12 protein-coding genes and 1 pseudogene are annotated in these 15345 nt (G+C 59.3%); 11 read left to right on the top strand and 2 right to left on the bottom strand.

Features of this window, described 5'->3' with window-relative positions; genetic code table 11:
* Positions 1-6 precede the first annotated feature (6 nt).
* The 11 genes and pseudogenes from D1646_RS03905 to D1646_RS22990 form a co-directional block, all read left to right on the top strand.
* On the top strand, positions 7-648 hold the full coding sequence (locus tag D1646_RS03905) for a hypothetical protein (protein WP_160635191.1): 642 nt from the start codon (positions 7-9) through the stop codon (positions 646-648).
* Positions 649-664: 16 nt separating this feature from the next.
* On the top strand, positions 665-1321 hold the full coding sequence (locus D1646_RS03910) for a hypothetical protein (protein WP_160635192.1): 657 nt from the start codon (positions 665-667) through the stop codon (positions 1319-1321).
* A gap of 3 nt (positions 1322-1324) precedes the next feature.
* Positions 1325-1723 carry a SpoVG family protein gene (locus D1646_RS03915; RefSeq protein ID WP_160635193.1) on the top strand — a complete coding sequence of 133 codons (399 nt, stop codon included), beginning with the start codon at positions 1325-1327 and terminating at the stop codon, positions 1721-1723.
* Between the two features lie 23 nt (positions 1724-1746).
* A complete protein-coding gene (locus D1646_RS03920; protein WP_160635226.1) occupies positions 1747-2748 on the top strand; it encodes a cell wall anchor protein in 1002 nt (333 codons plus the stop codon).
* Positions 2745-3593, top strand: a complete 849-nt coding sequence (locus tag D1646_RS03925) for a class D sortase (protein WP_160635194.1) — start codon at positions 2745-2747, stop codon at positions 3591-3593. The genes D1646_RS03920 and D1646_RS03925 overlap by 4 nt, the downstream gene beginning before the upstream one ends.
* Before the next feature lie 124 nt (positions 3594-3717).
* Positions 3718-4497: a hypothetical protein gene (locus tag D1646_RS03930; RefSeq protein WP_160635195.1), complete on the top strand. Its 780-nt coding sequence runs from the start codon at positions 3718-3720 to the stop codon at positions 4495-4497.
* Between the two features lie 93 nt (positions 4498-4590).
* Positions 4591-10677 (top strand): SpaA isopeptide-forming pilin-related protein, encoded by a 6087-nt coding sequence (locus tag D1646_RS03935; protein ID WP_160635196.1) that lies wholly within the window; start codon positions 4591-4593, stop codon positions 10675-10677.
* 68 nt (positions 10678-10745) lie between these two features.
* Positions 10746-11084 (top strand): DUF3852 domain-containing protein, encoded by a 339-nt coding sequence (locus D1646_RS03940; protein WP_160635197.1) that lies wholly within the window; start codon positions 10746-10748, stop codon positions 11082-11084.
* 113 nt (positions 11085-11197) lie between these two features.
* Positions 11198-11575 carry a hypothetical protein gene (locus D1646_RS03945; RefSeq protein WP_160635198.1) on the top strand — a complete coding sequence of 126 codons (378 nt, stop codon included), beginning with the start codon at positions 11198-11200 and terminating at the stop codon, positions 11573-11575.
* A 65-nt stretch (positions 11576-11640) separates the two neighbouring features.
* A complete protein-coding gene (locus D1646_RS03950; protein WP_160635227.1) occupies positions 11641-12540 on the top strand; it encodes a conjugal transfer protein TrbL family protein in 900 nt (299 codons plus the stop codon).
* A gap of 12 nt (positions 12541-12552) precedes the next feature.
* Positions 12553-14044, top strand: a pseudogene (locus D1646_RS22990) (DNA cytosine methyltransferase); the annotation flags it as partial.
* Between the two features lie 11 nt (positions 14045-14055).
* Here the strand turns inward: D1646_RS22990 and D1646_RS03965 are convergent.
* On the bottom strand, positions 14056-14610 hold the full coding sequence (locus D1646_RS03965; protein WP_160635199.1) for a DNA-3-methyladenine glycosylase I: 555 nt from the start codon (positions 14608-14610) through the stop codon (positions 14056-14058).
* A 30-nt stretch (positions 14611-14640) separates the two neighbouring features.
* Entirely contained in the window at positions 14641-15174 is a 534-nt protein-coding gene (locus tag D1646_RS03970) for a hypothetical protein (protein ID WP_160635200.1), read from the bottom strand.
* Positions 15175-15345: the final 171 nt, after the last annotated feature.

Below are 15345 nucleotides of genomic sequence, written 5' to 3' on the forward strand. Positions count from 1 at the left end.
GATACTGTGGAATTATCCTTTTACACGATCAATGACCTGCGTCTGGGCTTTAACCCTAACGGCGGGCCCAGCTGGCGGATGACCCAGTTTTTGGACCGGGCAGACGCTCTGGAGCACTACTGCTCCCTGCCGGAAACCGGGGTGAAGTCCCTGGGCGTGACCAACGGGGAGCAGGTGCTGGAGCTGGCGCGCTGCCTGCCGCTGTTCCCGGATGACCCCGCCGGCGAGGACATGCTGGTGCTGGACCTTCTCGACCTGCCCTTATGGAATAAGGACAAGCGCGTTGTATCCCTGGCCAGAGAGCTGACGGATATGCTGGATATTCGCCGCTGCCTCGCGGCGGACTGCGTCGTCCCCGCCCCCAGCGGTCAGGACCTTGTCCCCCCACCGGAGGACGAGCTCCTCTGGCCGGACGCCTCAAACGCGGTCCGACGGATCTACGCGGCGGGGACTGGCTGGCTGTCTCCCAAGGAGCTGAAGCGGCGGTTCCCTGATCCGGTCAAAACCTTCCGCTATCCTTACATCCTCAAGTACCAGGCGGACGTTATGACGCCGGACGGCGTCTGTGCCCCGATGGAACTCTCCTACTGGGACTACAGAACGCTGAAACACCGCACACAGGCGCGGCTGGCCTATAAGAAAACTTGAAGGAGGAAAAAACGCGATGAACTTATCCTGCTACACGATAGACGACCTGCGTCTGGGCTATGACCCCCAGGGCGAGAGCGGCTGGCGGCAGTCCCACTTCCTGGACTGGCGGGACGCCTTGGAACAGTACCTCTCCCTGCCGGACAGCGCGGTCAAGGCGCTGGGCGTCAGCAGCGGCGGCCAGGAGGTGGAGCTGATGCGCCGCCTGTCCATCTGCGGCATCCAGGAGAATGTGCTGGTGCTGGACTTCCTCGCCATCCCCCTCTGGGCGGAGGACGCGCACGTCCTCCAGCTGGCCAGGGACCTGGTCTCCGAGCTGGACATCCGCTACTGTCTGGCTGTGGACAGGCTGGTCCCCATCCTGACGGGAAACATCCCGTCCAAGCGGCTGGAGGGCAAGTACCTGTGGCCCAACATCCCCGGCGACCTGCCCACCGCCATCTGCTGGCTCTGCATGCCGGGGACCGGCTGGGTATCCCCCAAGGAGCTGAAGCGGCGGTTCCCCGCGCCGGAGAAGACCTTTCAGTACCCCCTCGTCACCCGGTACCGGGTGGACGGCGTGACCCCGGACGGGAACTATGTCCCGCTGGAGCTCACCTACTGGGAGTACAAAATGCTGGAACAGCGCACACAGCTGCGGCTGGACCATAAGAAAATTGAAGGAGGACAATGAATCATGAGCAGCAATACCCAGATCCCCATGCGGATGGACGTGAAGATCTATCCGCTGCACGACGGCGCGAATGTGCTGGCCAAGGCGTCGGTGACGCTGAACGGCTGCTTCGCCATCCGTGGCATACGGGTGGTCGACGGCAAGGACGGCGTCTTCGCCTCCATGCCCAGCTACAAGACGCGGGAGGGCTACAAGAACATCTGCTTCCCCTGCACGAAGGAGTTCCACCAGCAGTTCAACGAGGCGGTGGTGACGGCCTACCGGCAGGAGATGGCCCAGGCCCACCAGCAGAGGAGCGAGATTCCCCAGCAGCAGGGTGAGGTCCCCCAGCAGGGCGTGGCTCCCCAGGAGGAGCCCGCCTTGGAGCCGGAGGAGCCGCCCATGCCCCAGATGATGATGTAAAAAGGAGAATGATGAACATGAAAATGAAGCAGATTTCCGCCCTGTGCGCCATGGCCCTGGCGCTGGTCCTGACCATGGCCCCCGCCGCCCACGCGGCAAATCGGGACCCCAATGTGAGCCCAGCGCAGCGGGTCACATTGGGAAAGGAGGAGCAAGGGAATGGAGTGATTCCTCGCCGTCAGGCGGGGATGAACGAAATGGACTTTGCGACGACGTGCTATCCCACCTCCGTCACCCGGAGCGAGGACGGCACCGAGATCCGCAAGGTCTACGACCTGTCCGCCGCCGAGGACCCCGCGGGCATTGCCCGGTCCGACTTCGACCAGGAGGGCTTCCACTACACCCTGGTGGACCTGCTCCGGCAGGAGTCCCCGGAGTATGAGGAGCGCCTCCACACCGAGACAGTCTCCCTCCCCAGCAAGAGCAAGGACATGGCCTCCGTCCTGTCCCTGCTCCCCACCCAGCGGGAGTTCACCACCGAGGACGGCCTCTCCGGCACCCTGACCCTCCAGCTGGATACGGTCCAGGTAGAGGTGGCCGGGTACGGCAGCTCCACCAAGGAGGTCTCCGCCACCCGCAGCTACCCCAACCTGGCCAGCCAGGACACCGCCAACATCCCCAAGACCATCCAGGACGGCGGCAGAACGATGAGCCTCCAGGATATCCGCTGGCAGACCGACAACACCGACGGCCTGGACGGCTATTCTGTGGGCGACCGCTACACCGCCGTGGCCACCTACACCGGCAGCGCCACCAGCAGCTATGTCAAAGGCTACACCGTCATTGCGGACTACAGCGGGACAGTCAGCCGCATCGCCCTGAACAAAACCCGGTATGTGGCCATCTTTGAGGGCACTCCCATCCAGCCGGTGGAGCTGCTCCCCGACATTGATATCCAGGCCCCTGTTGGCTTCAATTGGGCCTGCCTGCTGGTCCCCCTGGGCGTCATCGCCGCGGCGGGCGCTGGCGTGGGTACCGCCCTGTTCCTGAAACACAGAAAAGAAAATGAGGAGGAGCCTGAATGAAGAGAATGAATGTTTTCCTGTCTGCCCTGTGCCTGACCGCCGCCCTGGTCATCCCCGCAAGCGCCGCCGCACCGATGGAGTACAGCTTTTCCGGCACCGGCGACCCGGAGTACGGCAGAGCCACCTCCATTGAGGTAGTCCACACCCCGGACGGCGGCGCCATGAAAAACGAAGATGTCAGCAAGAACGCCGCGCTGGCCCCGCCCGCCTTCGGCAGCCTCAGCGCCGACACTCTGAACACCGGCACGCCCCTCACCCCCAACCTGGCCCCCGGCTATCAGGCCGCTTTCGGGGCTTCGGTCAACGGCAGCTCCGCCGCCATCCAGCCGCCCAGTATGACTGGAGCCGCCATTGCTGACAACAGCAGTGGTGTGGTCTATGTCCCCGGAGCATCCACGCTGACCGTGACCACCTCCCCCATCTCCACCGGGTACACAGAAGTCACCAACGACCTCTACTACAGCGGCGGCCACCTGGGGACCCTGAAGATCCCCGCCATCAGCGTCAATGTCAAGGTCTATGAGGGCACCGACACCAAGGCGCTGGCCAAGGGTGCCGGTCACTTCACCGAGACCAGCATCTGGGACGGCAACGTCGCTCTCGCCGGGCACAACCGGGGGGCGCACGGAATTTTTGACGACATCCACACCTTGAATCTGGGGGACAAGATCACCCTGACCACCAGGCTGGGCACCCGCACCTACGCCGTGACCTCTGTGTCCAAGGTCAGCGAGACAGACCGGAGCGCCCTCGCCGCCTCCACCCAGAACATGCTTACCATCTACACCTGCGTCCGGGACCAGAGCGCCTACCGCTGGTGTGTCCGGGCTGTTGAGGTTGTGTAATTCGCTTCGTTTGTACCCGCTTCTTTCTCCGTTTTGTGCTTTGATTTTGCTGGACTTGTGCCGTTGACTTCGGTATTGTTGTGGTTGTAAAAAGCCCAAAAACATACCGAAGGAGGAGCAAAACATGAGCAGAAAGAGAGAAATGGCCCTTATCGCCGCCGGCATCCTGGCAGGAGCCGCCCTGGTCCCCACCGCCCACGCGGCGGCCCAGTACCTCACCGCAGCGCCCAGCGCCCGCACCATCTGCCTGGAGGGTCGGAGGCTGGAAAGCTACACCATCCAAGACCGGGACTACATCCCGGTGGACAGCCTGGAGGGTCTGCTCCAGGTCACCTACCAGCCCGGCAGCAACACGGTGCAGATCAGCAGAAGCACAGCGCCGCAGGAGGTCACCCGGTACGTCCCCAAGGCGGGCGACAAGATCACCTGCGACGACGGGACGATCTACACCATCACGGACGTCAGCCGCTGGGACAAGAGCGCGTTCTCCAGCGGCCCGCTGGGGGACCTGCCCACCCCCACCTGCGACTGGTCCAAGCTCCCTCAGTCGGAGCTCCCGAAGGCCGAGGCCCGGCACTTCACGGTAGGCAACCAGGAGTACCTGTTCCTGCGAAATCTCTATGAAACCAAGCGAATGCTCTATACCTTATATAATGCAATCGGGAGCAACCCGGAAACCTGGAAGGACGGAGCGCCGGTCCTCTTCCCCAGCGGGAACGAAAAGGTGAAAATCAAGCTGAGTGTAGACTCCGGCGACAAAGCCCAGTCCTTCTGGCCCTGGCGGGAAAGCGAAATTGTAAACAACTTCAACTCCTGCCCGCCGGGCACCTACTCCCTGGAAGCCTGGGACGTCTACAAGGACGACGTCTTCCAGCGCACCGAGTACAGCATCCACGTCAAGTAAACCCACACCAAGTAAATCACAGAGCAAAAGAGGCAGTATGCGAAAGCGTACTGCCTCTTTCTGCCCCAAAATTAAATTAGGAGGAACTTTTTTATGAGAAAACGGATCATTTCCCTTTTCCTGGCCCTGGTGACCATCCTGGGCCTGCTCCCCACAATTTCCTTCGCCGCCGCCACGGAAGCGGAAGCCCTGGGCGAGGTGGACATCTACCACAGCGGCGAGGAGCTGTCCTACCTGTCCGTCAACGGCAGCGTCCGGACGCAGACTTACACCTATTACAACTATGTCAGCCCCACCGGCGAGGTCAAGGAGATCCCCGCCTACTGCGTCAACCCCACCACACGGGGCGTTCCCAAGGTGGTAGCCCCCGGTGAGGGCGTCAAGTACCTGGCCAACGAGCGCACCAGTGACGCCAAGGTCATGGGCATCATCGCCAACGGCTACCCCACCACGCCCCTGAGCACCTTGAAGCTCCAGAGTAAACAGGAGGCCTACTACGCCACCAAGATGGCTCTGTGGACCTACCTTCTGCCCGGCTGGGACATCAACAAGCTCAAGGTCAACCCCAACTGCGGCGACGTCGCCGCCGCCCAGCGGGTCCTGGCAGCCGCCAAGTGGATCTACAGCCGGGGCACCGCCTGGACCAAGGTTCAGACCCCTGAGCTGACGGTCTCTGCGGACAAGGATGAGGCGTACCCTGTTACCGTGAACGGCAGAGCTTACAAGCAGCAGGTCTTCACTGTCATGTCCGGGACCTGGGTGTGCGGCCTGGCTGTCCAGGTCTCTTTCTCTGACCCCGCCTCTGTCCCCACCGGCACCCGCATTGTAGACATGGACAACAAGGATATCACCGCCGTCACCATGGACGCCATGAACGGGATCTTGGGCGGCAAGTTCAAGGTGCTGTATCCCGCTGACGCCGTGGAGGGTCAGACCGGCAGTGTTCAGCTGTCCTTCCTGGCGGATGTCTACAAGTACGCCGTCTTTTACGCCACCTGCATGGAGACGGACAAGTATGGGACCCTGCAGAACTACATGTGCGACACTGACCCCACTATGCCCCTGCGACAGTCCATCTACAGCGCCTACTCCGACGAGGCCGAGGCGGACAGCCCCACTGAGGACGAGGAGACCATGCTGAAGATCATCAAGCTGGAGACTGGGACCGAGACCCCTCTGAGCGGGGCCCGCTTTGAGATCATCAACCCGGAGGGTGCCACCCTGGGCACCTTCGTTTCCAACGGCAGAGGGGAGATCAAGATCCCTGTCACCCTCTGCGGCAACTACACTGTCATTGAACGTGACCCGCCCGCCTATCACCTGCTGAGTGCTGATAATGCCCAGAATGTAAATGTGGAGTATGGTAAAGTTGCCACCCTTACCTTCTACAATGATGTCTATGGAGCATTGCGTGTCGAAAAGTACAGCGACACCGGCGACAGGCTTCCCGGCGCGGTGGTGCGCATCAAGCATATTGAGAGCGGCCAGACCTACACCCAGGCGACTGGAGCCACAGGCGTGGCTCTCTTCGATAAACTGCTGCCCGGAGCCTACGAGATCATTGAGACCACCGCTCCCATCGGCTGGCTGCTGGACAGCTCCACCTACAACACCAACGTGATTGCCGGGGAGACCGCTGTGTTTCCCCTGGTCAACAAGGAGCTTCCCGGCCTGCGGATCGTCAAATACGACCGCAAAAACATGGAGCTCCTGCCCGGCGTTACCTTCGCCGTTTACCGGGACGGTGAGTTCCTGGGCAACTTCCAGACAGACGAGCTGGGCGAGATCCTGCTGACCAACGTGGAGCCCGGCACCTATCGGGCATTTGAGGCGGACACCGGCAACGACGGCCTTATCCTGGACACCACGCCCCAGGAGGTGGAGCTCCACGCAGGGGACGGGATCAAAGAGCTGCTCTTTTTCAACGACACCAAGCCCGGCATGAAGCTGGTGAAGGTGGACAGCGCCGACCCCTCCAAGGTTATCCCCAACGCTGTGTTCGAGATCAAGTCCGTGGCGGGCGACTACGGCCCCGAGGAGTTCCGCACCAATCAGGACGGCGAGATCGACCTGTCCAAGCTCCCCACAGGCGCTTATGTCGTAACGGAAAAGTCCTGCGAGGGCTATATCATCGACGAGGAGCAGCGCATCATTCAACTGGACGGCAATGAGGATGTTCAGTTCGTATTCACCAACACCATCAAGCCCTCCCTCCGGATCGTCAAGTACAGCTCGGACGGGTCTCTGCTGCCCGGTGTCATGTTCCGCATCGCCAAGATTGAGGATGGCAGCCGGTATCTGGACCGGGTCACCGACCAGAACGGAGAGATCAACATCAGCGATCTGGAGCCCGGTGTCTACTCCGTATGTGAAACCGCCACAGTCTCCGACCATATCCTGGATCTCCGGGAGTACCATGTGGAGCTGTTCCCTGGCAAGACCTCCACGCTGACCGTTGAGAACCAGAAGCGGCCCAACCTGGTTGTCTATAAAAATGACGCTGACACCGGCGAGCCTGTTCCCAACACTGTATTCTCGGTGAGAGCGGCGGACGGCCACAGTGTGGACGAAATCAAGACAGACAGTGAGGGCAAGGCTACCCTGTCCAATCTTCTCCCCGGCGTCTATGAAATCTCTGAGAAGTCCGTTCCAGCCCCTTGGCTGAACGACGCTGACTCCCAGCTGGTGACCCTCTACGCCAACCGGGACCACACCGTCTACTTCCAAAATCATAAAAAGCCCACCCTGACGGTGCACAAGGTGGACAGTATCACCGGCAGTCCCATCAAGGGGGCCAAATTCGAGGTCTGGTACGGTTCCAACAACACCACCACTGGCGAACTGAACAGCCTGGGCACCTTCTTCTCTGACGAAAACGGCCAGTTCACCTTGGACCTGCTGCGGGACGGCTGGTACAAGGTGCGTGAGCTGGAACCCGCCGCTGGGTATACCATCAAGGAGCCTGTTATGCAGGAGTTCTATGTCAAGGGCGGCGAGAGCAAGTCTATTACGTTCGAAAACGTACCGAAGAACGCTATCATAATCGAAAAATATGACAGCGTGACCGGCGAAGCTCTGCCTGGCTGTACCTTCCAGCTGAAGTATTTGGGTGGCACCTCCGGCACAGGCGGCACTGTCATCGGCACAAAGGTGACTGGCATCAACGGCACCGCCATATGGACAGGTCTGAACCCCGGCGCCTATGTGCTGGAGGAAGTGGACCCTGCCAACGGATATAACATTATCCAGTCCTCCGAGACCGTCATGCTGGCGGACAACGGGGAGCAGAGCGTGGTCACCGTCCGGTTCACCAACGCCCCGGACGGCCAGCTTCTGATCCGGAAGGTGTGTTCTGTCAATCCTTCGGTGACCCTCCAGAATGCGGAATTTAAGGTCACCTATGCGGACGGCACTCTGATTGGCGACTCCAACGGCGTCTATAGGACAGACGAGAACGGCGAGATCCTCATCACCGGTCTGAAACCGGGCAAAAGCGTGGTGGTCACCGAGACCCGTGCCCCTGCTGGATTCATTATGGACACCCAGCCGCAGACGGTTCAAATCAAGGAGGGCCGCACGGTCTCTCTGACGTTCAAAAATCAGCCCAAGGGCGCTATCATTATCCAGAAACGTGACAGCGCCACCGGCCAGCCCCTCCCCGGTGCGGAGTTCCGTGTGACTACCGCCGCTGGCTGCGAAGTCGGCCTGGATGGTGTAATTGGGACCAGTACCTTGACCCAGAACGGCGTATTTGTGACCGACGCCCAAGGCGAGATCCATATTTCCAACCTCGCTCCTGGCGCATATGTGCTAACAGAAATCAAGGCCCCGGACGGCTACGTTATGGACACCCCCTCAACCAACGTGGTGATCGGTCAGGGCGGCGACACGCAGACCGTCCTGATCAAAAATTCTAAAGCTGGCACTCTGGTGATTGATAAACGGGATTCCCTCACCGGCAAGCCGCTGCAGGGCGTTACATTTAAGGTCACGACCTCCACCGGTGAGTATGTTCCCGACGCCAGCGGCCACATCAGCAGCAACGGCCTATATTTCACAGACAAGGATGGCAAGATCACCATCAACGGCGTGGTTGGCACGCTGGTGGTAACGGAGACAGCCACTATTCCCGGCTATACCATCGACGAGGCCACCCGGACACAGACGGTAGTGGTGAATCCCAACGACACGCAAATGCTACATTTCACCAACACCCCCAGCACCACCCTTGTGATCGAGAAGTATATCGAGGGCACCACGACCCCGCTCAAGGGCGTGACCTTCTTGATCACTGACAGCTCCGGCGCGGTGGTGGGAAATTCCAATGGCGAGTTTATAACTGACGAGAATGGCCGCATTGTGCTGAACGACCTCACCCCCGGCACCACCGTCACCGCTCGGGAGGTCAAAACGCTGGAGGGGTATGTTCTTGACACCACGCCCAAGTCCATCCTCATTAAGACCGGCGAGGTTCAGACCCTCCGTTTCTATAACCAGAAACAAGGGACCATTGTGGTGAAAAAACTGGATAAGCAGACCGGCGAACCGCTGGCTGGAGTGGAGTTCCAGATCACCTACTCGGACGGCAGCTACCTGGACGACGACTACGGCCACCTGTCCAGCAAGGGCCTTTACAAGACAGACGCCAATGGCGAGATCCGTATCTCTGGTGTGGTAGGTACCCTGGTCATCACAGAGACCAAGCCCCTGCTCGGCTATGTGGTGGACGAGGGCACCAAGACCCAGACCGTCAAGGTAAACCCCTCTGACACCCAGACGATTACCGTGTATAACACCAAGATTGGGGGCCTCACCATCATCAAGAAGGACGAGGAAACCGGCAAGCGCATCAAGGACGCAGAGTTTGAGGTCCGCAAGCTGAATGGGGAGATTATTGGCACCTACACCACCGACACCAACGGCGTTATTAGCCTGCCTGAAGCGGAAAAGGGCTGGTATCAGGTAGTGGAGCTGAAGGCCGCCAAGGGTTATCAGCTGGACAATACCCCTCACCAGATTGAGGTGAAGGACGGCGGTACCGCCACCCTGGAGATCACCAACCGGGCGTGCAGCGCCATCCTGATCCACAAAATCGACGCCGCCACGAAGGAAGGGATCTATGGCGCTTCCTTCCTGCTCTACGACGCCAACAAGAATCCTATTGGGCAGTACAGCAGCGATGACAGAGGATTTGTCTACATTGAGGACCTCCCCAGCGGCGGGCGCTATTACCTGCGGGAGCTGGAGAATGAGGGTTATATTGTGGACACCCAGCTGAAGACCGTCTACGTAACCCCCGGCACCACCACCGAGATCACCTGGGAGAACACCGCCATCACAGGACAGATCCAGATCACCAAGACCAGCGCCGACTACAACAGCATGAACGGCTGGCCTGCCGGCACCCCCATCCCCAACACCGAGTTTGAGATTTACCACTGCCGCACCGGCAATCTGGTGGATACGGTCAAGACGGACAAGAACGGCGTCGCCGTCTCCAGACCTCTGCCTCTGGGCCGCTACAAGGTGGTGGAGTCCAAGGCTGCGGACTTCTACGGTCTGGACAAGACCCCCATTGAGGTGGAGATCGAGCACGCCGGTCAGATCGTCAAGACGGCCATGACCAACAAGGCGCTGTACACCAACGTCAGCATCAAGAAGACCGGCTTTGTGGAGGTCATGCCCGGCCAGCAGATCCGCTACGATTTCAGCGGCATCGCCAACAACTCCACCACGGCGCTCACCAGCTTCTACTGGCGGGACACTCTGCCCGTCCAGGCGGTGCGGCTGGATAAGATCGTCACTGGCACCTACAACGTGCAGGGGAATTACAAGATCGTGTTCAAGACCAACCTGAACGGCGAGTACCGCACCATGTATGACAACCTGAGCACCATGCAGAACTATGTGCTGGACGCCTCTCCCGTCGCCCTTGGCCTGGCCTCCAATGAGTATGTCACCGAGTTCATGGTATCCTTCGGCATTGTCCCCGCCAATTTCCGGCAGGTGGAGGCCCCCAAGGTGTACTGCAATGTGGTGTCCTGGCTCACCGGAGGGTTCCAGTTCGTCAACCAGGCGGACATCGGCGGCGTGTACAACGGCCAGTGGATCATGGCCACCTCCCGCTGGGTGACCAAGGTCTACGCGCCCGTCAAACCCCTGCCCCGCACCGGTTATTGATTTCAGAACAACAGACATGGAGGACCGTCCAGGTGGGCGGTCCTCCCAACATTATGGAGGTGTATCCCTTGAAAAAGAAGAAATTGACAAAGCTCCTGCTGACCGCGCTGATGCTGTCCGCCCTGTGCTGTCCCGCCGCCTTCGCCGCAGGTAGCGGCAATGTGGCGGCTGTGGTGGAGGAGACCTGGAAGGCCGCCGCCAGCCAGATCAAGACGGTGGTGGACAGCGTGGTGTTCCCTGCCTTGGACATGATCCTGACCATCGCCTTCTTCGGCAAGATCGCTTTAAGTTATTTTGACTACAAGAAGCATGGCCAGTTTGAGTGGACCGGTCCGGTGATCCTCTTCGCCTGCCTGGTGTTCACCCTCACCGCCCCGCTCTATATCTGGAAGATCGTGGGGCTTTGAGTGATATGGATGTGAACACAGAGAAGAAAAACGTAGGATCGTCAGATCAGCGACCAAAACAGACAGCCAGGAGGCCAATAGCCAACTTTTTTGTGCGGGAACTGCAAAAGATTGTGGGAGAAGTGCATCCTGACGTCACCTTTGCGGGGCGGGCCTGTTATGTGCGGCTGGATGAGCTGATCCGGGCCAAGATCCAGTTTGTATCCTGCGGCACTGCGGAGGAGTACCCCGCTCTGGGCGTGACCATCCTTAACCGTCAGGCGGGCGAGGTGGATCAGATCACGCTGCGCTTTGGAGATATTCTGGGCTCGCATGCAGATCCCACCGCCAACGCCCCCTTTGCCTGGGAGTACGAGGGCGTCGCGGAGTGGTACGGCTTCCAGCCCTCCCAGGAGGACTACCAGGCGATGTCCGGCGCACTGGAAGGGTATCTGGAGATTTTTCAGGAGCAAACTCCGTCCGCCGCTCCCCAGTGGCAGCAAACGATGTAATGATATCATATGGGGCCGCGCTGGAATATGACCGGCGCGGCCCTGTGGGATCGGGGTGATAAACTATCTTTATTTTTGACTTCGTAGCCTCCACCATCATGGACAACCTCATCGACTGGTTCTACGGCCAGATGGTGGGATTCCTGGGCAACTTCTTCGCCATCATGGGCGACATGGGCGTGGAGCTCTTTGAGCTGGACTGGGTCCAGGCCATCGTGCTCTTTTTCTCCCAGCTGGGCTGGGCGCTGTTCGGTGTGAGCCTGGTGGTCTCCGGATTTGAGTTCGGCATTGAGTATTCCACCGGACGGGGAAACCTCCAGCAGACCGCCCTCAATGCCGTCAAGGGCTTCCTGGCGGTCAGCCTGTTTACGACGGTGCCGGTGCGGCTCTACTCGCTGTCCGTTTCTCTGCAGGGGATGTTTTCCAGAGGGCTGACTGGCTATGGGACCAGCGTTGGAACGATAGGCGAGCGGATCATCGAGGATCTGAACAGCGTGGAGAGCCTGACTGACATGATGGGCGCTCCCAACTTCGGACTTGATGTCCTCACCAGCTCCATTATGCTGCTGTTCTGTATCATCATGATGGCCTATGCGGTGGTGAAGATCTTCTTTGCCAATTTGAAGCGGGGCGGCATTCTGCTCATCCAGATCGCCGTAGGTTCCCTTTATATGTTCAGCGTCCCCAGAGGGTATGTGGATGGTTTTGTCCAATGGATCAAGCAGGTAATCGGCCTGTGCCTGACGGCATTCCTGCAGTCCACTATCCTGGTGGCGGGGCTGATGGCCTTCCGCCAGCACGCCCTGCTGGGGCTGGGGCTCATGCTCTCCGCGGGCGAGGTGCCCAGGATCGCCGGGACCTTCGGCCTGGATACCACCACCAGGGCCAACATCATGAGCGCCGTCTACACCGCCCAGGCTGCCGTCAATACCACCAAGACTGTCGCTGCGGCGGTGAAAAAGTGAGGGCAGAGAATGATGAACAATGTCCTCACCATGGGGAGTTTATTTGATGGGATCGGCGGCTTCCCTCTGGCAGCGGTCCGCAATGGGATCGTCCCGGTCTGGGCCAGTGAGATCGAGCCTTTCCCTATCCAAGTCACAAAGCGGCACTTCCCCGATATGCTCCATGTAGGGGACATCACCAAGCTGGACGGGGCGAAGCTGCCGCCTGTGGATATCATTTGCGGGGGCAGCCCGTGCCAGGATCTCTCAGTGGCATCCGGGACCCGTGCCGGACTTTCCGGCGCGCGTTCCGGCCTTTTTATGGACCAGATCAGGATCGTAAAGGAGATGAGAACGGCAGATGAACTTAGAGGACGGACAGGTATCGCTGTTCGGCCACGATGGATGTGCTGGGAAAATGTGCCCGGCGCGTTCAGCTCAGGAGACCCCAAGGGTGAGGACTTCCGTATTGTCCTCGAAGAAATTGTCCGAATTAAAAGCGATACCCTTCATGTCCCTGGACCTCACCCCTGGACATGGCAACCTGCTGGGCGAATCATTCTGGGAGATGGTTTCTCCCTCGCCTGGCGGGTCCTCGATACTCAATACTGGCCCCGCACCCCTCAGCGAAGAAGACGTATTTTCCTTATCGCAGATTTTGCAGGACGATCCGCCCCGCAAATATTATTTGAGCAGGAAAGCCTGCCTGGGTATCCTGCGCAGATCGGAAGAGCGTGGGAAGGAACTGCCGGAGAAGCTCAAACTCGCACTGATGGCACAGGCGGGGCTGACCAGATTTGATGTGGAAAAGGATATGGAGATCCAAGCATATCATATCAACCAGCGTAATGAGGGGATCGACCTGGGCGGCGTGTCCGGGGCGCTGATGCGGACGCAGAACATGCAGATGCAGACCTCCGTCACACAGTTCGCGGCGGGCTTCAACGCCGGAGCCGGAGCGACTGCCGGGAGCATCGGCTATCAGGAGGAAATTTCACCCACCTTGAAATCATCCTCCAGCGGAAACATGATGCCCACGGTCCTCTGTCTTAACGACCAGGGCGGCAGCGTTATGGAGTGCTCCCGGGATGTGACGGGCACCCTTCGGGCTCAGGAGCACGGCCACCAGCCGCTGGTCCTCTATGAGAATCATGGAAAGGACGCTCGCTACAAGGGTCCGCTGCAGATCGCCCCCACCGTTGTGACGACCTATGGAACTGGCGGGAACAATCTGCCGCTGGTGTCTCCATCCGCGTTTACCCGTCAATGGGTGGATAAATTTCAGGATGACGGCATCGCTTCCACGGAAAGCGCGAGACAGCACAAGGACGCCACTGACTTGATCTGTCAGACAGCGGAGTGGCCTCTGCTGATCCGGAGGCTCACCCCTCGGGAATGTGAGAGGCTCCAGGGCTACCCGGACGACTTCACCAACATCCCCGGAGCCTCCGACTCCGCCCGTTACCGGGCTTTAGGAAACTCAGTCGCCATTCCTTGCGTGGAGTACATCATGCGGGGACTTGCTATGGCGGCGGGTCACCGGGGATAGCGCCAGCAGCAGGTCTCATGGTCATTGACCATGCCCACCGCCTGGAGGAAGGAGTAGATGATGACCGTGCCCACGAACTTCATCCCCCGGCGCTTCAAGTCCGCCGAGACGCGGTCTGACAGCTCCGAGCTTGCCCGCACCTGATCGTCTGTGTTTAGAATGACCTGACCATCGGTGAAACCCCAGAGGTAGCGGTCAAAGGAGCCGAACTCCTTCTGGATCTCCAGAAAGGCGGCGGCATTGGTGACAGACGCCTCAATTTTTCTTCGGTTGCGCACAATGCCAGGATCGGCCATCAGCTCCGCCAGTTTCTCCGAGCCGTACTGAGCGACAACAGAGGGATCAAAGTTGTCAAATGCCTTGCGGAACGCCTCCCGCTTTTTCAGGATGGTGATCCAGGACAGGCCCGCTTGGAACCCCTCCAGGATCAGCATCTCAAAGAGTTTCCGGTCGTCGTGCTCCGGCACACCCCACTCCTGGTCGTGGTAGGCGATGTATAATTCTGATGCTGGATCAGCCCAGCGGCAGCGTGTCAATTCCATGCGCGGCCTCCATTGTTGCTTCGATTTTTCTTACAGTTTGCGCTTTTTGCGGTACAGCCTGGAAAAGTTGGCGAACACCCGGTCATAGAGCAGGAAAGTCAAATTTCCAAGGCCCAGCATGAGGATGACCATGATGAAGGAATATTCAGCAAATTCCTCCACCACTGCTTCCAGCCGGAATAGATACAAAATAAGGCTGTACATTATGATCATCGCCGCGCTGAACAGGATACACTTGACTGCTAGGCTCACAAAACGAGGCAGGCTGTTCACTTTGGCCTGAGTGCCGGGATACCAGCCCAGGAACGTATAGAGCAGAGCGATCTCCTTGTCTGGGCACAGCAGCAGTCCCAGAACAGCAACCGCGGTGTACATCAGCAATGCCGTGCCGGGTCCATAATCGCAGACGGCGGGGATCAGGCACAGCATTGCCAGCATGGGACAGGCGAACGTGGAAAACGGGGGCAGACTTCCCCAGGTCAGGACTACGACCGACAACGCGGCCATCATGCCGCACAGGGCCATCTTTCGGCTCTGACGCTGAAGCTGTCCGTGTTTTCCCATGGTTCTCACCTCACCAATCATTTTCCCTATTGTAGCAAAGCTCACTGTCAAAAGCAAGGAGACCCATTGTTGCTTCTGCTTCCTTTCAGAAGATTTCTTTGTTGGTATGTGTGAATAGCTTTTGACCATGTGTTTCGGTATACTTGGCGTTACAAATCAGGAGGAGCGTGC

The organism is Pseudoflavonifractor sp. 60, assembly GCF_009911645.1.
GTDB lineage: Bacteria > Bacillota > Clostridia > Oscillospirales > Oscillospiraceae > Lawsonibacter.